13 protein-coding genes and 2 pseudogenes are annotated in these 18,957 nt (G+C 51.2%); 10 read left to right on the top strand and 5 right to left on the bottom strand.

The annotated features are described in order from the left end of the window. The 9 genes from HFM78_RS07995 to cas6 all read left to right on the top strand — a co-directional run. A partial coding sequence (locus tag HFM78_RS07995; RefSeq protein ID WP_287128906.1) for a WYL domain-containing protein occupies window positions 1–220 on the top strand: 220 nt, incomplete at its 5' end. Window positions 221–416: 196 nt separating this feature from the next. Beyond that, window positions 417–2,579 (top strand): type I-D CRISPR-associated helicase Cas3', encoded by a 2,163-nt coding sequence (cas3, locus tag HFM78_RS07990; protein ID WP_287128905.1) that lies wholly within the window; start codon window positions 417–419, stop codon window positions 2,577–2,579. After that, window positions 2,567–3,136: a hypothetical protein gene (locus HFM78_RS07985; protein WP_287128904.1), complete on the top strand. Its 570-nt coding sequence runs from the start codon at window positions 2,567–2,569 to the stop codon at window positions 3,134–3,136. Before cas3 ends, HFM78_RS07985 begins: the two co-directional genes overlap by 13 nt. Beyond that, entirely contained in the window at window positions 3,129–3,563 is a 435-nt protein-coding gene (locus HFM78_RS07980) for a type VII toxin-antitoxin system MntA family adenylyltransferase antitoxin (RefSeq protein WP_287128903.1), read from the top strand. Before HFM78_RS07985 ends, HFM78_RS07980 begins: the two co-directional genes overlap by 8 nt. Beyond that, complete coding sequence (locus tag HFM78_RS07975; protein ID WP_287128902.1) at window positions 3,560–4,003, top strand: type VII toxin-antitoxin system HepT family RNase toxin; 444 nt, start codon at window positions 3,560–3,562, stop codon at window positions 4,001–4,003. The genes HFM78_RS07980 and HFM78_RS07975 overlap by 4 nt, the downstream gene beginning before the upstream one ends. After that, window positions 3,987–7,433 (top strand): type I-D CRISPR-associated protein Cas10d/Csc3, encoded by a 3,447-nt coding sequence (gene cas10d / locus HFM78_RS07970; RefSeq protein ID WP_287128901.1) that lies wholly within the window; start codon window positions 3,987–3,989, stop codon window positions 7,431–7,433. The genes HFM78_RS07975 and cas10d overlap by 17 nt, the downstream gene beginning before the upstream one ends. Window positions 7,434–7,461: 28 nt before the next feature. Beyond that, a complete protein-coding gene (gene cas7d / locus HFM78_RS07965) occupies window positions 7,462–8,472 on the top strand; it encodes a type I-D CRISPR-associated protein Cas7/Csc2 (RefSeq protein WP_287128900.1) in 1,011 nt (336 codons plus the stop codon). A gap of 2 nt (window positions 8,473–8,474) precedes the next feature. Then, window positions 8,475–9,179: a type I-D CRISPR-associated protein Cas5/Csc1 gene (gene cas5d / locus HFM78_RS07960; RefSeq protein ID WP_287128899.1), complete on the top strand. Its 705-nt coding sequence runs from the start codon at window positions 8,475–8,477 to the stop codon at window positions 9,177–9,179. A gap of 4 nt (window positions 9,180–9,183) precedes the next feature. After that, window positions 9,184–10,008, top strand: a complete 825-nt coding sequence (cas6, locus tag HFM78_RS07955; protein WP_287128898.1) for a CRISPR system precrRNA processing endoribonuclease RAMP protein Cas6 — start codon at window positions 9,184–9,186, stop codon at window positions 10,006–10,008. 21 nt (window positions 10,009–10,029) lie between these two features. On the opposite strand, the pseudogene HFM78_RS07950 reads toward cas6, so the two are convergent. From HFM78_RS07950 to HFM78_RS07935, 4 genes and pseudogenes are all read right to left on the bottom strand, one after another. Continuing rightward, window positions 10,030–10,662: pseudogene (locus HFM78_RS07950) on the bottom strand (DEAD/DEAH box helicase family protein); the annotation flags it as partial. Next, entirely contained in the window at window positions 10,659–11,678 is a 1,020-nt protein-coding gene (locus HFM78_RS07945; RefSeq protein WP_287128896.1) for a DUF4351 domain-containing protein, read from the bottom strand. The gene HFM78_RS07945 and the pseudogene HFM78_RS07950, both read right to left, overlap by 4 nt. Before the next feature lie 117 nt (window positions 11,679–11,795). Then, window positions 11,796–13,397 (bottom strand): annotated as a pseudogene (locus tag HFM78_RS07940) (site-specific DNA-methyltransferase). A gap of 2 nt (window positions 13,398–13,399) precedes the next feature. Further along, window positions 13,400–15,115, bottom strand: coding sequence for a DUF262 domain-containing protein (locus tag HFM78_RS07935; protein ID WP_287128895.1), 1,716 nt, complete (start codon window positions 15,113–15,115; stop codon window positions 13,400–13,402). Window positions 15,116–15,560: 445 nt separating this feature from the next. Here HFM78_RS07935 and HFM78_RS07930 point away from each other — a divergent pair, with 445 nt between their 5' ends. Continuing rightward, on the top strand, window positions 15,561–17,138 hold the full coding sequence (locus HFM78_RS07930; protein ID WP_287128894.1) for a Ppx/GppA phosphatase family protein: 1,578 nt from the start codon (window positions 15,561–15,563) through the stop codon (window positions 17,136–17,138). Here the strand turns inward: HFM78_RS07930 and thrS are convergent. Continuing rightward, window positions 17,116–18,903, bottom strand: a complete 1,788-nt coding sequence (gene thrS / locus HFM78_RS07925; RefSeq protein WP_287128893.1) for a threonine--tRNA ligase — start codon at window positions 18,901–18,903, stop codon at window positions 17,116–17,118. The genes HFM78_RS07930 and thrS overlap by 23 nt on opposite strands. Window positions 18,904–18,957 lie beyond the last annotated feature (54 nt).

The following is an 18,957-nucleotide window of genomic DNA, read 5'->3' as shown; positions in this document are numbered from 1 at the left end:
CCTCGCCACCAAGTACTGCCCCCACCCTGGCGAAACGGTCAACCCTGACCCTGAGCTTCCCGGTGCCATCCAAGTCTCCTTGCTAACCAAGGATCTGTTCTGGCTAAAAAAACGACTCCTCGGCTATGGCTCCCACTGCGAAGTCCTGAAACCTAAAGAGTTCCGCAACAAGCTAGCGCAAGAAGCCAGCGCGTTGGCCCATCTGTACAGTGAACCTTAACTCGCCTATTTGGATAGTCGCGAGGACGCGGACCCAACTATACTTTAGGAGTCAACTACTTGGGAACTAGGGTGAATATAGTACGTGTTTTCACTAGTCCAAGATGGGTTGGACCTCGGGTTACCCTTGATAGGTACTGGTCATCCTAGAAACACCCATCCAATTCACGGAAATATTAAATAGGAACCAACGAGCCATGCAGATTCAGCTATTACCGATTTACTCCCGCCTTACCGATGAGTTGCCGCCCGGAATCACGCTTCCGGCGGGTTGGCAGGGGCTTTCTTGGCATCAGGTGGAGACTTTTAAGGCTTTACAGAATTACGAAGTGGTCATCAATACGGCGATGACTGGTGACGGGAAGAGTCTAGCGGCCTACTTAGGGGCTGTATTACAGGACCAGGAAACGCTAGGACTATATCCAACTAATGAACTCGCCCGCGACCAAGAACAACAGGTTAGAGGGTATATTGATCTGTTCAATCCTAGGATAAAGCCACGGATCAGCCGTCTCAGTGGACCGGACCTAGAGCTTTATGCTGAGCAAGAAGGCCAGAAAAAAGCTGTCGCGCTCACTACCCTCACGGGTCAACGCGAAATCCTGCTAACGAACCCAGACATTTTTCACTATGTCCACCGGGGCGCGTATTTGATGAGGGGAGATAGCCCGGATAAGTTATGGCAGCGCATTGACAAGAATTTTGACCTATTTATTTTCGATGAATTCCACGTTTTCAGTGCGCCTCAGATTGCTAGCGTCATTAATACGCTATTACTGATGCGCTGTTTAAATCGGCCTAAGAAGTTCCTGTTTCTCTCAGCCACACCCGAAGAGCAATTGGTAAGCCGACTGGAGAAAGCAGGGTTTCGGTGTAAGGTGATTGACCCTCTGGGGGTGGGGAAGTATTGTTTTCCGCGTACTGCTGAGGCGGAAGCTGAGTTGCAAGGGGCTGGCTGGCGGCGGGTAGTACACGGGATTGACCTGCATTGGGAGAAGCTAGAGCCTAACAACCAAGCGACGGAGGCTTGGTTATGCGAACACGTGAGCCAACTCCTAACGCACTTTCTGGAGTACCCCGGTACAAAGGGTGCCATCATCCTCAACTCTGTAGCGATGGTGAAGCGATTGTTGCCTGTGTTTCGAGAAGAATTCGCCCATCATGGCTTGACGGTCAGCGAGAACACAGGTCTCACGGGTAAAACGGCAAAAAATAGCTCCTTGCTGGCGGATTTGGTCCTCGGTACTAGCACGATTGATGTGGGTGTGGACTTCAAAATTAATCTGTTGGTCTTTGAATCCGCCGATGCAGGGAACTTTATTCAACGCTTGGGGCGGTTGGGTAGGCATAGCGGCTATGAGCGCGACGGGGAACGAGTGACATTTAAGCAGTTCACCGCCTATGCACTGGTCCCTAATTTCCTGTTCGGACGGCTTCTGGAGAAAGAAGATGCACCCCTCATACCCGGAGAGACCTACGAGCGGCCCTTTTTCCATGACCAAATCCGAGAACAGTACCGGAAAACCAATAACTTCCAGGGTTACTACCGCCGTTGGGGTGCGGTGCAATCGGTCATCCTGGACCACCGTTTGAATCACATTACCGTCCGTGAGCAATTCGCCTTGAGTCGAGCCGCTTTCGCGCAAGCTTGCGAAACTGTTTTCGAGACTGACCTGAAAAAAGTCCGGGGCTGCGTTTACCGCTGGGGCAAGGAGTGGGAGGAGTTATCAGGCCGCAAGGGGAATCCTATTGCTGATGAGGCAGCGAGTTTTCGAGGGACGAGTCCGCTCCAGTGCGCGATCTACGATGTCACAGAACCGGATGGGGCCGACCGCTTCAAGACCTACGATCTACCGGGGATTCTAGGAAACCTCCATATCGAGATGATGAGTGAGGCTTTTTTCCTTCGACTCCTGAAAGATGCCTCAGGGCGCACCGGGCAACCCATCGCCCAAGGCCGCTTCAAGCACTGTTTCAGTTTCATGAAGCTCGTCGCTTATCGCGAGGAACGGCTGGACTGGCACTTTATCCATCCAGGGGACCTTATCGCCCTAGCCCGTAATGGTCGCGTCCAAGTCCTACGTGACTTCAAAATCAGACAACCCGATAACCCTTGGTGTCAAGAGATTAACGAGCGTTTGCGTAAAGAGGGCTTGGTCTGCTACATCCTGTCTCGACCCATGGGCGAGATCCGCAATCGGCTTCAGCTACCGATGCACTTCCAGATCTACTCCCTCAGTGATGAACACAGTCACCGCGACAAGCCCTTCTCTGTCGCCTTTGGTCAGTCAGCCCTCCTACTAGAGACTCTGGCCTACCGTCTTAAAGAAGTAAAGGGGGAGATGCTGTGGATTGTTTAAAACTTGAGGTGGGAGCAAACCGCGCTTTCCGTCAGATGACGCAAGTTTCAATCCCTCAAAGGGATTACCAAGGATTAGGCGGCAGTTTTCTCCCACTAATACAAGTATATGAAGAAGTGATGCAGAAATTAAATGTTGGTCTTGCGACATCTTACGAAAAAACATATAGTGAGATCATCCAATACCGAGGTCCTCGAATGCTTGAACGCAGCTGTGATGCCAAAACTTTCCACGCAGGGATTACTGCCATTAGAAGAGAACTTAAACTACTGCATAGCGATATTAGCTGTATTAAAAGTAAAAATAACTTGCAAAAAACAGAAATTCGTAATCTTCAAAGACGGGAGATTATGCTAAAAGAAAAGATTGAATATTTAATAGAAGAAAATAAAAATCTTTCAGACCAAGTGGTTTATCTCAAAGAGAACAATAAGGTTTTAGAGAGAGAAAACGAATCTCTCTCTGAGCAGGTGTCTGAGCTGCTTTGTAGGGTAGACCCATACTCCAATAATGGAAGATCAGTCGAGGATTTTTTCCAAGGAGAGGGTGATGATTGAATTAGCTCAATCAGAAACTCTAAATCTTATACTCGCTCAACAACTCCCCTACCTTAAATTTCTAGTCCTCTTTGGCTCTCAGGCCACAGGACACGTACACTTCAACAGTGACTGGGATTTTGGAGTAATGTACGACGAGGAATATTGGGCTGGGGAACAGGAAGGATTTAGACGATTTGAGGTGGATCATGTTTTAGCTCAGGTCTTTGCTATTGTTGGAGATAAAGTGGATGTAGTTGAACTCAATCATTGCTCACCCTTGTTAGGATTTATGGTTGCTCGTGATGGTCAGCTTCTCTATGAGAGAGAGGAGGGAGAGTTCATCAAGTTTCACAGTAAAGCTTGGAAAACTTACGCAGATACAGAAAAATTTCGTCAAGCTGGGAGGGAGAGTATTAAATTGAGCTTACAACGGTGGGGATTATGACCTTAGCAGACCGCCAGATTGTTGAACGGAAGCTTGCGTTTATGCTCAAGTACCTTACTTATCTCAAGCCATTTGAAAACCTGTCCTTGAGCGATTACCTAGATGATTTTGAAAAACAGATTTTTGCTGAACGCATCTTACATCTCGTTGTGGAGGTAGCATCTGATGTTAACTCTCACCTACTGGTCCGTGTCCACCAAATTACTCCAGAAACTTACTACAGTTCGTTCATTGAGGCAGGAAATTATGGATTTATAACCAGAGAACTGGCCGAGGAATTGGCACCGTCAAGTGGCTTGCGCAATCGTCTAGTTCATAGGTATGATGAGATTGACCCTGAGATTGTATTTAGAGCTGTTGCTAAAACTCTACAATACTACCCGCGCTACGTCCAACAAATTAACCAATACCTGGAGAAAGAAAATGACCAACGAGTTTGATGAATTTGATGATGTTGAAGCTCTAGACGAACTACCGGATGATACGAGTTTTGAAAGAACTGAGACCACGCTTGAGGAAGGTCCCCGCGAACTCCTAACCCTCAAACTTCTTCGAGAGGCAATCCGTTCTCAGAATCCTGATGACAACGTCATGTCAGACTTCGCTGAGTATGTCCTACCACACTTACTTCAGCAAGCCATCGGGGTGACAGCCAAAGGAGGAGAGTTCTTTGAAGAGCTAGACCGCAAGAATAAAAAGGAAGGCAAGCCCGAGGTCCGCCGCGACAATGCTAAGGACCAGTCTTTGAACACTCACTTGCTCAATGGTCTTTTCCCAGCCAACCTAGTTGAGCAATGCTTAGAACAACTAGATACTACTGTGGCGCGTCGGATACAGGAGCGGGAACGGCGGTTGTTGGTGATGGGTTTTATCTTGCACGACTTTGAAAAGTTTTCTGATACACCTGATAACTGTCGCAAACTACCTTTGGGTGAGCAACGTCGCATCTTTGATGACAAGCTTCAGTCTTTGGGTTTAGATTACTTCTTTAACCCCGAGAACCCAACGGCCTATCTCGAATACCTGGATGACTCCCTGTGCATCGCTTACAATGCTCAACGCCGCTGGGATACCAACTGGAATTTTTCAGAATATGGATTACAGCCTGTCCTTAAGGACTCAACGCTTATCTGTCTCACTGACTTAAGCTGTTTAGCAGATTCTTTCTCTTCCATCATCAAACACCCTCAAGATGCAGAACACTCTCGGCTTAAAGCGTTGATGCATAGTTTAAGTGACGGTGAGTTACAGTTGACCTATCACAGTATTACCGAAAATCGGGGCGTTCTAACCAACGTGGTTAATAATGCAGTCATGGAAGCCCATACCGCTCTCAACACCAAGACAGCTACTTATTACACCAAGCTACTGTACCTACCCACCGGGGTAATCTATCTCGCTACCCGGAACGCTCCACCCATTGATTCAGCTGAGCTACCCGAACGAGTAGTCACCAAAATTAAGAGTCTTTGTGCGGACCAACTGATGTTGCGGCAGACGGGGTTCGGGCGGGATGGTAAAGGCATGAAATATGCCGATTACTATTCGTTGTTTTTTGATGACGCTGGCTTGATGGCAGTAGGAGTCCGGGCTGTCCTGCGGATTATGAATCTCCAGAAACCCTCTGTCGCTCAAAGCCGGAGTGAAAACTTGGTGAAATTGCAACAACAGCAAATTTTACCAGCTAACTACGATTTTACTTTTGGAGATGATATTCGTGTTGACCAGCTTGCCGAATTCGGGGACTTAGTGAGCCGGAAGATTTGGGGTGAACGATTGCGGATGATAGAAGAAGTCATTAAACAGGACAAAGAGACTAACAAGAAAGACAAAGAAGCTAAGTTACTTCCGCCCGTACCTCAACTGGACTTAATTCAAGAGATCATCCAAGCCTGGAACCTAACCCAATATCTACCTGCTATCCGCGCTATTGAACGGATCAATGAGAGCTTGAAGGAAAATAATCTCAAGGGTAATACAGGTGGAGTTCCCTACAGTTGGTATTTCCTGGCAGCGAAATATCTGGAACATAACCCTGATGTAGATGTAGAGAATATGCGCTCCGTTTGTCAGGCCCTTGCTGCTCAAGTGACAAAGCTTACCCAACCTATTTTAATTCAATATCAGATCCCTGATGGTTGGGCCGACCTACGCCTGTGGGTAGAGCGCGTAGTGATCCTTCCCCATCGCACCCCTGAAGTCCTTAACGATGGTCCAACCCGCACTCAAGCCATCCACGAGAACTTCAAGGATGAACTGGACCGTTACACCACCGCTAAGAAAAACGGGCGGGGCCGTCAACTCATCTGCTCCATCTCTCACTCTGCCTATACAGTGACTGAACAGATGGAATCTTCGGTCCTTTTTACCCCTCAGGTGTACACCAACAAACAAATGCTGGGTGGGTCTAATGCTAAACGGAATATCTCCAGTATTGCCGGTATTGAGATGATGCTTCGACAGGTGCTAATGAACCAGACGCAAGCGATCGGCAAGAAATTTGAGGACGCTAAATACCGTTATCTCTATTTCTACCCCACCTATTACTGCACCCCGGAGACCAACCGCTTCCTCCACATGGCTTACAACGATATCAGCCAAACTCGTTTTGACCTCAAGTTACGCAATCACTTCATCAACAAAGACCTCCAAGCTGATTTCAGTAAGAAGCGTTACCAAGAGGTAGATGCATTCTTGCTAGATGAAGATCTCCAGTACAGGAGAACTTTACCCAGGGATGACCCCCAGTACAGATCAGACCGGACCTTTCGACTCACTTACCCGGAGGACCAACCTCTAACCTTTTACTTTATGGCTCTACCGCCAGGACGTGATCCTACCGATACCGAATCCTGGGTGATGCCCGCTTGGTTGGCCCTCGCTTGCCCCTTGATTCTGGATGTGAAAACCGTAGCCTCTGAGTCACCCATTCCGCCGTTTAACGACGGCAGTGAGTTTGAGGAGAGTGTATTTCTTGACAGTGCGCCCCAGGCATTCCAGGTCTTACTCAAGCGTGACCGCTTCCGGCTGGATCATTTACTCCAGGGCTGGAAAGATGATGAGAAAAACCTCTTTCCCGCCCCGCTTAACGTACTGACGGCGGCCTACGCAATCCATATGGATGTGAATAGCCGCCAGAGTTCCACAGGCTATGACCCCAACTGGGGTAGATTCACGGAGCTAGCAAAGGACTTTGAGACCAGTCCTCTCTACGTCTTCAGTTATCTTAACCGCTGGGTCCGCAACCAAAAAATTGACGCGCCCCGCATTGAGAAAATCCAGCTTTACGCATACGATTTTTATCCTTGTTTTGACCCGCTCATCATCTATTCATCCATTACCCAGGAGCTACATGTGAATCCCGCCTCGCCCCTCCATCATCCCCGTCAGTTGACGACTTTATACCGTCGCTTCTACAGAGCCGACCGTATGTACAACCCAAAGACCAACGCCGTCCTTAAGCCGATTGACACTGCCGCTCAAACCATCTTAGAAGCTGAGCCCATGCATCAGGGTCAAACGCTGGTAGATATGGTTGCAGCCCGTGTCTTCCGGTTGATGGACCGGGTTCGTAATTCCCGTGCTGAAGGCCGAGTTGTTTTTACTAACCAGCAACGAGAGGAAGAACGTCAGGCGATCCTTGAGTACGCTTGTTATTTTGTCCAGGATGTTTTTGAACAATCTTTTGCAGGCGACCGGGCACGTCTGTCAGGCCGTCAACTAAACCTGATTAAAGATACCTGTGAATTTTTGTACCGTTTAGACCAGGATAAGGAGAATCAAGCGAGAAAAGCGCAAGCAGTTGACACCGAGAAGCTGGACCAAGACCCTGCTGAAGAAGAATCTGAGTCTGATTCTGAATCTGTTTAACTCAACCCCTCAATCAAGGAGATAACTCATGTCATTTCTCAAGACCCTTCCTGCCAACCTTTTCCACACCGCCATTCCCTACAAGCCCATGGGCAAGTATGTCCACTTTTTAACTATCCGCATCACGGAATCTTACCCACTCTTCCAGACCGATGCTGAACTCAATAAAGCCCGAGTACGGGCGGGTAGAACCCAAGCGGAAACCATCAGCCGTCTAGCGATGTTTAAGCGCAAACAATCCACCCCTGAGCGTTTAGTGGGTCGTGAACTGTTACGGAGCTACGGTTTGATGACGGCTAAGGAGTGCGAGTACAACGTCAAGTTCGCCATGAATAACCCCGACTGTATTATTTATGGTTTTGCAATCGGGGACTCTGGCTCTGAGAAATCAAAAGTGGTGGTGGATACAGCTTTTTCCATCAAAGCTTTTGACGGTTCCCACGAAACCTTTACCCTCAACGCGCCCTATGAGAATGGAACTATGGCCTCCAAAGGTGAGGGCGACACCAAGATTGGCGAAGTGACCAGCCGGATTAACCAACAAGACCACATCAAACCCCAAGTCTTTTTCCCGAGCATTGTCACCCTGAAGGACCCTACCGAAGCCAGTTTCCTCTATGTTTTTAACAACATCTTGCGGACACGCCACTACGGTGCCCAGACTACTCGCACGGGCCGGGTCCGTAACGAATTGGTCGGGGTAGTTTTTGCCGATGGTGAGATTACCAGTAACTTGCGTTGGACCCAGGCGATTTACGACCAACTACCCGCCACCGCACTTCACTCCTTAGATCCTTTGAATGAAGATGAAGTCTTGAGCGCGGCTGAGCAAACCATCCAAGCGTTACTCCAGGAAGAATACATCGTGCATACCGATTTCATTGGAGAAGCCTTCACGCCGCTGCTCGCTGAGGTCAAGGGCCTGACGGGGACTGCGGAAGGTATGAGGGCGATTCTGACCCAAGCGGACAACGAAGCCAAAAATTACTTCGATGAATTCGTTGCCAAGAAGAAAACACCTGCTAAAGCAAAGGTCTAACCATGGCCCACATTTACAAGTGCCAATTGGAGTTACACGATAGCCTCTACTATGCCACTCGTGAGATCGGTCGGCTTTACGAGACTGAACCTATTCTCCATAACTACGCCCTCGCCTACGCGCTCGGCTTGGTGGACAGCGAACGCCATGGTACCCAAGTCCCCCCCGAGCAGGGGTACCATTATTTCTGTGCTGAACAGGTACCTCGTTATGAAGCACATCTCGCACCCCTCAACCGTCAAGGCATCTACGTCACGCCTGCCCGTGCGTTGAATCACACCGCCGTCCTTCATACCTGGAAGTACGCCAATAACAATTACCACGTTGAAATGGAGAAGACCCAAAAGAATATTCCCAGTTTTGGACGGGCTAAAGAGATTGCAACCGAGAGTATTTTCGAGTTCTTTGTCATTAGTACTGCCCCCCTAGTCCTACCCCGCTGGGTCCGTTTAGGTAAGTGGTTAAGTAAGGCGATGGTGAGTAGAGTCGAACACGAGGCTCAACCCAGCCCCAATCCGCAAAATTTCACTTGCTCCCACCCCCTTAATCCCCTAGATGTGATGTTTCAACATCAAGTTTTTGCCTACGACGTTCTTAACATGCCTCCGGTCAGTTTGATTCAAAACGTCCAACTCCGGGGACATTATTACAACCTAGACGGCTTCAAACTCCCGGCCCAGATGCAATTTCGTTTCCAACTTAGCTAAACCTATGCCCCACAGTCTGACCATCCATCTTGTTCCTGAGCAGACCATCCCCGCCCATTTCACCGAGGGCCGTCATTTACACGCCCTATTTTTGCACTTAGTCCGAGAAGTAGACCCGAGCTTGAGTGCCGAACTCCACGAGGAACGGATTGCTAAAGCCTTTGCCGTCAGTCCGTTGCAAGTGGGACCGGGGTTAGACTCAGGGACGCGCCGCCCCCGCGACATCCCAGCGGGGACCCCCTGTTGGTGGCGGTTGTGTCTGTTGGAGGAGCAGCTATTTGCGCGGTTGGGGAGTCTGTGGTTGGGGTTACAGCCCGTCTCCTGGCAGTTGGGGCCGGCCTCCTTACGCCTGAGCCATATCCTCAGTACGGGTGCGGCTCCCTCTGGGGGGTGGGCCGCGACGATCTCTTACCCAGACCTCCTTGCCCAAGCCTCGCCAGACCAGCGGGATATCACCCTCCAGTTCCGTACCCCGACGGCCTTTCGCCAAGGCACCTATGATAGTGCCCTGCCTGTGCCCCGCAGTCTGTTCGCAACCCCCTACCGACGTTGGCAGGAATATGCGACGGTCCCGCTCGCTCTCAACCTCTTGGAACTGATTACTGAACATTTACATCCAACCCGGTTTGACCTACATACCGGAGTTCATCAAGATACCCGGAGTACGTTTATCGGCTGTTTGGGTACAGCGACCTATCGTCTGTTTGGTGCCCTGGAACCACACTTGATTCAACAGGTTAATGCCCTCGCTGACTACCTCTTTTTTACGGGCTCAGGCCGCAAAACCACGATGGGCATGGGCCAAGTGACTCGTCTGTTAAAACCTTAGATTTTAAGGATGAGGTAGGTACCCAGGCGCGACTTGGTAATGGTGGGACTCATCCATCAACAATACCAAGTCTGGTAGGCCCGCAAGATAGTCGAAATAGCTCTCCCCGATGTATTCAGAGAGCCGCTTAATCCGGGGCGATGTACCCCCGCGCACTTCGGAGTTAATCTTGGCGATGTTGAAGATATTAATTTTGCAGCGAATCAGTTCATCAAATAGGGTCCCGGTCCGTGACTCGTAGGCATCGCCGGTGATAATTTCTGGCGGATCAGTTGCAAACTCGGTGATGCCTTTGAAGACATACTTGAGGGTGTTGGGGGTGAAATCAGCAATTAGTTTTTTGTAAATCGTCAGGTTAGGGGCGAGGACAATGAAGTTTTTGATGCCGTGGGCTAAGTGTAGATAACGGATGAAGGCACCCATCAAGTGGGTCTTCCCCACACCCGTCGCTAGGGCAAAGCAGAGAGAAGGGAACTCGCGTTCAAAGTCCAGGACTGACGGGTACTCGCGCTGGATCGCAGTCAAACTGAGACCGGTGTCGCCATCTTTACGTGGTGGGGCAAGCTCAGTGATCCGACCGAGGATTGCTAAGGAATGACTCTGGGACGGGCGCAGGCTTAGACGACTGGCGATGCTATTGACCTGACGATTCATCCGGCCTCTTGATTTTGGACGAGCCACTGTTGTAGAGCCGCGCTATCGGTTAGGTCTAGTAGGTTTTCCCCGAGAGCCTCTAGTTGCGGGAGGGAAGATTGCTCAATCTGCTGTTGCAGATCAAGCGGGAGGGGACCGAACCGCCGGGTCAAGAGGCGCAGGATTAAGGACAACTGTCCCTGTCGCTCACCCTCTTGTCTGCCCTCTTGTCTGCCCTCTTGTCTGCCCTCTTGTCTGCCCTCTTGTCTGCCCTCTTGTCTGCCCTGTTTAAGCCCTTCTTCCATCCAACTGGTGACGATCTGCACGACTTGCTCCTTTTCGGCTGTCCTCATCGTACCCAACTGCTCTGTAAACTGAATTTTCTCTGGCTCCGTGAGGCGCAAGTAGGTGTCAACGAATCCCGAGATTAACTGCATCCGCGCGGGGTCGAGCTTCAGTGTTGCCAAGAGCCGTAAACACGCCAACTTCACACGGGGACGGTCCTCGGGGGCAATCTGCATCTTGCTCATCAAGGCACTGGCAACCGGATTAGCTCGGTTCATAAAGTCGCGCCAGTTTAAACGATTGAGTTGGATGACCTGGAAGTGAAAGTCAAAGACTAAGAAGCCCGGAAACTCTACTTTGAACGCGTTGGGTTCCGGGCGTAGCGGCTCCTCAAAGGAAAACAGGACGATGGGGTAGACGGGCAGACTGTGCTTCTCAAAGAGGCGGATGAAGTAGCGAAACACGCGCTCGGAGAACTCGGGTTGAGACTTGGCTTGGTTCTCGACATGAATCAGGAAGAAGGTTTCCTTGCCGAGTCCTGGCGGTAGAGGTACATCCTTGAAACGGGCTTTGACCACCACATCTAAGAGCTTCTTCTCCCCGAGGGGAATATCGGTAAAGAACTCTTGTTCCAAGAAAACTAGGGAGTCGGGTTCCAGACAGGCCAGAATCTCGGGGAAGAAGAGTTCTAGGAAGTCGAGGAAGAAGGTGGAGAGTAGTTGTTTGAAGAGTTGGTCGTGGTCAATGCTCATCGTCTTTGGTCACTCAATTTTCTGGGGTTGAGGCATCATAACCCAATAGTTGCTCCCTACCCCCAGCCCCTCCGCCCCATACCCTGCCGGGCACAGAGGAGGGGCCTTCCTGCAATTTTATTGATTGAATAAGAGTAATTGACCGGGTTTAGCTGGGGCTTGGGGGAGGTTCTCGACGCGTAGGGAGTAATCATCGTGGCTCCATTCACAACGCGCAAGGACGTGTTTGGGGATTTTTTTGATGGTTAGGTTGGGGTGGTCGGGATGGGCGCGAAAGGCGGGGCAGAGGACCAAAAGGGTGCGGTCGGCGACTTCATCGCTTAGGTGTTGGAGTTGCGCCTGGGTCAGGGTGGCGGTGGTGACATAGATGAAGTCGCGCTCGGTGGAGTAGCCCTGTTGCCAGTACACGGTGTCGGAGGGTGCGTAGGTGAAGCCTTCTAGTTTGCAGAGGGCTTCGGTCAGCATGGGGGCGTTGTAGCTACGGTTGATGACCCAGTTGCCCCATTTATCTTGGGTGAGTAAGGAGGGCGCAAGTTGGTAATACCGAAACCCCCCGCCGCCTTGCCAGTCCACGGCTTTCGTAATACCGCCCCTATCTTCACCATCAATCACTTTTTGTAAACGTGGAATGATATGCGTATGACAATGCTCTCCCAACTCCACCATGATCCAACGTCGTCCCATTTTGTGTGCTACCGCGCCGGTTGTGCCAGACCCTGCAAAGGAATCGAGAACGAGATCGCCGGGGTTGGTGGCAATGGCGAGGATGCGTTGGATTAGCCGTTCTGGTTTTGGAGTGGCGAAGGTGTCTCGACCTAAGAGGGCCTGGAGTTCTTTTTTCGATTCATCATTGTGTCCGGCTTCCTCATGGGGCCACCAGGAAATAGGCACCAAGCCCGCTTGGACTTCTTGAAGGTAACGTTTGAGTTGTGGTGCCCCTTGCCCTTGCTTACCAAAATAAATCCGCTCTTCCTGTAACCAGCGGTCCATGGTCTCCCGACTCGTCCGCCAACAGCTCCCCAAAGGTGGTAGGTAGGCCCGTCGGGTATTGGGATTGACAATAGGGAAGACCGCACTAGCTGAAAATGACTTGACTAGCAGATTATCTGTGCGCCAACGGCCCCGCCCATTCTGATCGTCGTATTTGTACAGGTTGTTTTGCTTGTCAGTCCGGGGTAATAAATTGCGGGTGAAGGTTTCACTTTTACGATAGACCAAAACATGGTCATGGGAATCAGGAATACCTGCTGCATCATTTGCAGAGGTATATTTCTTCTGCCAGACGATATTCCGGACAAAGTTATGGCGACCAAAGACTTCATCACACAAGACTTTCAGATAGTGGCATTAGTTATCATCAATCGTGATCCACAATGAACCATCCTCAGACAGCAACTTGCGGATAATCTCTAACCTATCCCGCATGAGACCGAGCCAGATTGAGTGTTCAAGCCCATCGTCATAGTGGGTGAAAGTACTGCCTGTGTTGTAGGGTGGGTCTATGAAAACACACTTCACTTTCCCGGTGAACTCCTGTTCTAGAGCCTTCAACGCCAGCAAGTTATCCCCGAAAATCAAGCGATTATCAAAAAGGTCATGCTCCGTCACTCGATGCGGCGCGTGATAGGACCGCGCCGGGTCTTCCAGTAAGATACGCGGTTCCAGGCGGGGGCGATTTTCCTTACCAATCCAGGTCAGTTCGAGTTTTTGTTTCTGCATTGTTACGAGAGCCTGTCAATGCGCCAGATGGCTGTGGCCTGATTCGCCATCCAGGTTTGACGAGCCGCCAACCGTTCTGGAGTCCAATTTACATTATCTTCAGCTATTTTTTTGGTAATACCAAACCCACTGGCCTCATACATTGGTTTCTTGACTGCAAAAGATGCATTCCCCAGATTCTTATTGACTGTCTTCTTCAGCAAAGTAAGATTCCCCAACCGATGCATCAACACCTCCACATCTTCATCAGAGAACTCTTCCCAACCCGTTTCTGGGTTCTCAGGGAGGATATGCTCAAGATTGACACTATCACTATCCAAGTCCAGAGCAGTTTCAGTAAGCCGCTTTTCCAATTCACAAAGAATGTAACGAACCACCCGCTTATTGCGCGACTGGGTAGTACGGAGTGATTTTCCAGCAAAAGCAGCACGAAAGAGCTCATCACTGGGATAAATCGTAGACAGCGCACCAATAACGACCGCCGCATCTGACAACTTGCCCTGCGAAAGCTTTTCAGCCACCGCGTTATAAACCCGCTCCTGCTCACTCGGCGGCTGATTACTGATGACATTATACCGAACCGAAATCATCACACTAGCCCGCAAAAGCGACTCAAAATCTGAACTAGAAAAAATACGATGAGCCGCCATCAACAACGGAAAGGGTTGACGCACACTAAACATCCGTAGTTCTTTGGCATAGCCCTTCTGTTTCAAAGACCAATCCGAGGCATCCGGTTGCGTAAGAGCCAAATAAGTATCCACATCCTCTTCCATGTGACGAATCAACGTGAAAACAGCTTCACGCGTCGTAATCCTGCTACGGATAGTCTTAAATAATTCAGTCGGTCGCACAAAAGAGAAACGGCTGTTCCAATGAATCCGCAGGAAATCAGGAAAGCTCTCACTCCCCAGGCGTCCCACTAATTCCTCCCAGCGAAGCTCCAATACCTTCATCTCATGCCGATGTAAGTCCTCACGGTGCAGCACGGAAAAAAGATAATTCTTGAGTAAGTCTGTCGAGGAAAGACGCACACCCCACGCCTTAAGTGTCTCAAATACCTTGTAGGCATTTAACTCATCCGTAACAGTAATGATGGTGAAAAAAAGTTTATCGCTCATGGACTCGACAAGCTGAGCAAGCACAACCCCTGGGTCGCCCTTTGCTTGCTTAACATACTCTATCACCCTCTTATCAAACCACTCAAACGCCTTACGCAATCCATGCTCTGAAGCACGAAAGCCGCGCATGGGCAGATACCCCAATGGAACAAGATACGTTTGGAAGTAGTTGTCATTATTACGATTGAGCGTTAATTTCGAGCGCGTAACGAGCGTGACCGGATCGAGGTAGCCGATATAGGTTTGGCGAATTTGGTTAAGTCGTTGCTGATTGCGGTCAGCATCTTGCGCATCGTCAATCAAGCGTTTGAGGCCCTTCAGCACTGCCAGCACAATCAGACTTATCGTTGTAAGTCGCTGCTGTCCATCAATCACATCAAAAGTCTTGTCATTATCCGATTGTAAAACAAGATAACCCATATAGTGAGCGAGTTCCCCCTTTGGCTGAATCGTCCCCTGAAGATCCAACCACAAGTCCTCCCATTCCTCCTCCGTCCAACTGTAATCACGCTGGAAGTGCGGAATTTGGTAGGTCAAGCCATTACCCATCAACTTGCGGTAGGTATCGTTTTTAGTGTTGAAGTTTGTAGCAGACATAAACCTCCTGCAAGCGAGATGCCAGTATCGGGGTAAACAATGAACTAACTGTGACATACCATACTAGCTTAGACTCAATTTGAGCAATCAACATCTGCTGACTGTTCATGAAATTTTCAAGGTTTGTTCATGCTCAAAACTGCCCCTCCGCCCCATACCCTGCCGGGCACGGGCGTGGTATAGGACCAAGGCAGAAGCGGTAAGACGGAAGACAGAAAAGATGGTCACTCTTGCTCCCCTCCCCCACCATGCGGGGGAGGGACTGTGGGTAGGGGGCGGCTGTTGCACTCAGCAGCTAGTTCTACTGAAAACCCCTAGACCGTAGTAAAAACTCGGATTCCAGAGACATGAGGCTGCCCATCCGTCACAGCGCAGCCTCGGTTTTCCAAAAACCGGACGAGCCCGACCTGGGGTGATACAATCCAGGCGGTTAAGGAAATGACGGATGGGGACAGAAAAAGGCCCGGTGTTAGCGGCGATTGATGTGGGGACTAACTCGATTCACATGGTTGTGGTCCAAGTCCACCTAGACCCGCCCCACTTTATAGTTTTGACCCGTGCCAAGGAAATGGTCCGCTTGGGGGAGACCTGCCGCCAGACCGGGTGGCTCACCCCAGTGGCGATGGAGCGCGGCCTGACCGCCCTCAAACGCTTCAAGGAACTGGCCCAGAGCTATTCAGCCCAAATGATTGCGGTGGCGACCAGTGCGGTGCGCGAGGCCACCAATGGCCCAGAATTCCTCCAGCAGATTGAACGGTTAGTGGGGCTGAAAGTAGACCTCATCTCTGGGCGGGAAGAAGCGCGACGGATTTATCTCGGGGTCCTCTCGGCCCTATCCTTTGAAGGATTGCCCCATGTGATTGTGGATATTGGCGGCGGTTCCACGGAATTTATCTTGGGTGATGGCGGAGAACCGAGCTTTTTGGGCAGTGTCAAAGTCGGGGCGGTGCGGCTGACCCAGGAATATATCCACAGTGACCCGATTAATGCCAGCGATTTTGAGAAACTTCAACAACACATCCGGCTACGACTGGAGCCCGTGATTGCGGACCTCCGGCAGGCGGGGCGTTATGAACGCTTGGTGGGGACCTCCGGGACGATTGAATCCTTGGCCCAGCTCGATGCCGCCGCCGATAGTCGCCGGCCCTATACCCTGACTCGTGAACGGCTCCAGGGCTTAGTCCAGCAGTTGCAGGGGATGAGTATCGCGCAACGCCGTAAACTACCTAACATCCCCGAACGACGGGCCGATGTGATCCTAGCCGGGAGTATGGTCCTGCTGGAGACGATGAAGCTCCTGGATGCGCCTCACCTGACGGTCTGTGAACAATCCTTACGTGAAGGGCTGGTGGTGGATTGGATGGTCAAACAGGGGCTGATTGCGTCCTATGCGGGCTACCAAGCCGCCATCCGCGAACGTAGTGTTTATGCCTTGGCCCAGCAGTACCGCGCCGATGACCTCCACAGTCAGCAGGTCGCCCGTTTCGCCTTGGACCTCTTTGACCAAACCCGGATGCTGGGCCTCCACACTTGGGACCAGGACAGCCGTTACCTATTGTGGGCCGCCGCTATCTTGCACAATATCGGGCATTACGTCAGCCACTCCGCCCACCACAAACATTCCTATTACCTGATTCGCAATGGCAACCTGCTCGGGCACACCGAGACCGAGATTGAACTGATTGCCCAGTTAGCCCGCTACCACCGCAACTCCCCGCCCAAACGTCGCCATGAGACTTGGGCCGCTCTGCCCAAGGACCAACGTTTACTCGTGAGTCAGTTGAGTTGTCTATTGCGGTTGGCAACCACCCTCGACCGCCGCCGCCAACAGTCTGTTGCGGCGATTCAACTAGACCAGGAACCCAACCGCGCCTTAAATCTGCAGTTGCAGCCCGTAGACCCCAGCGATGACTGCACCCTGGAACTCTGGAACCTCACCGATGAGAAACAGGTCTTCGAGGCCGAGTTTAACGTGAGCTTGAGCGTGACCTGTGCCGTGGCTAGGGTGCCATCAAGGGCTTAATTTGCGCCATGAAGTCCACTAGGGGCAAGCTGCCACTGAGTCCCTCGACCTCCTGACGCAACCGGACATTGACCAACTGCTCGGCAACCTCTTTTTCACCGACCACGAGCATACAGGGGATTTTGTCTTTTTCAGCGGTGCGGATCTTCTTGTTGAGCCGCTCGGAACTGTGGTCTACCTCGACCCGCAGCCCCAAGTCCAGGAGTTTCTCCGCGACGCTTTGAGCGTAGCCGTTGAACTGGTCAGTCACAGGAATCAACCGTGCTTGGATGGGGGCCAACCACAACGGGAAATCCCCGGCGTACTGCTCAATCAAGATCCCGACTAGCCGTTCCAGGGAACCAAAGGGGGCGCGGTGGATCATCACCGGGCGTTGGCGCGTCCCGTCCTCCCCGACAAACTCTAGGTCAAACCGCTCCGGTAGCTGGTAATCCACCTGGACCGTACCCAACTGCCACTCGCGTCCCAGCACATCCCGGAAAATAAAGTCCAGTTTCGGTCCATAGAAAGCCGCTTCACCGATGCCTTCAAAGTAGGGCATGGCTAACTGTTCCACTGCCCGACGAATCGCGCCCTCGGCCTTGGCCCAGGCTTCCGGCGCACCTAGATACTTGTCTGAGGCTGGGTCCCGGAAACTCAAGCGGGCCTTGAAATCGCTCAACTGCAACTTCTCAAAAACCACCAAGATGAGGTCCACGACTTTCTTAAATTCATCGTCCAACTGTTCCGGGGTGACAAACAGGTGGGCATCATCCACCGTAAAGCCGCGTACCCTGGTCAGCCCCCCCAACTGCCCGGACTGCTCATAGCGGTAGACCGTTCCAAACTCCGCCAACCGCATCGGCAGTTCCCGGTAGGAACGCAGTTCACTCTTGTAGATCTGGATATGAAACGGACAGTTCATCGGTTTCATTACGAAACCCTGCTCACTGAGACGGCTCGCCTCGTCCTCTGCCATCAAGGGGAACATATCCTCTTGATATTTTTGCCAGTGCCCCGAGGTCTTAAATAGATCCACCCGCGCAATATGGGGCGTGACCACGGGTAGATAACCGCGCTTGAGTTGTTCCTTCTGCAAAAAATCCTGGAGGACCGAGCGTAATACCGTCCCCTTGGGCGTCCAAAGCGGCAGCCCCGGCCCGACTTCATCGGAAAAAATAAACAACCCTAATTCTTTACCGAGTTTTCGATGGTCGCGGTTCTTGGCTTCTTCCCGGCGGCGCAGATATTCCTGCAACTGTTCGGGGGTTTCCCAGGCCGTGCCGTAGATCCGCTGGAGCATCGGGTTCTTTTCATTCCCGCGCCAATAAGCCGCCGCCACGCTGAGTAAGTCAAAAGCCTTGGGATTGAGTTCGCTGGTATTACTGAGGTGCGGCCCCGCGCACAGGTCCCACCACTGTTCACCCAGGTAATAGACCGTGACATCTTCACCCGCCGGAATCGCCTGCAATAGTTCTAGTTTGTAGGGTTCACCTAGCTTCTCAATCTCCCTCTGTAATTCAGCCCGGTCACGGACTTCTTGGCGCACGGGCAATTTCTGGTTGACGATCCGGATCATCTCTTTCTTAATCGCCTTCAAATCCTCGGGCGTAAAAGGCTGGGGACGGTCAAAGTCATAGTAAAACCCGTCTTTAATCGAAGGTCCAATCGTCACCTTCGCCTCGGGATAAAGCCGTTGCACCGCCATCGCCATGACGTGACTGGTGGTATGGCGCAACCGTTCTAGCTGCTCCAGGGCCGTCGTCTGGAGGATATCTGCGTCCATAATTCCCTTACCAAAGGTCATCCTTAGTTTAGTAGTGGCTAGTGGTTAGTGGGT

Source organism: Candidatus Cyanaurora vandensis, assembly GCF_013285555.1.
Taxonomy (GTDB): domain Bacteria; phylum Cyanobacteriota; class Cyanobacteriia; order Gloeobacterales; family Anthocerotibacteraceae; genus Cyanaurora; species Cyanaurora vandensis.
Note: the sequence above shows the minus strand (reverse complement) of the source record. Positions and strands in the feature narration are given on the sequence as shown.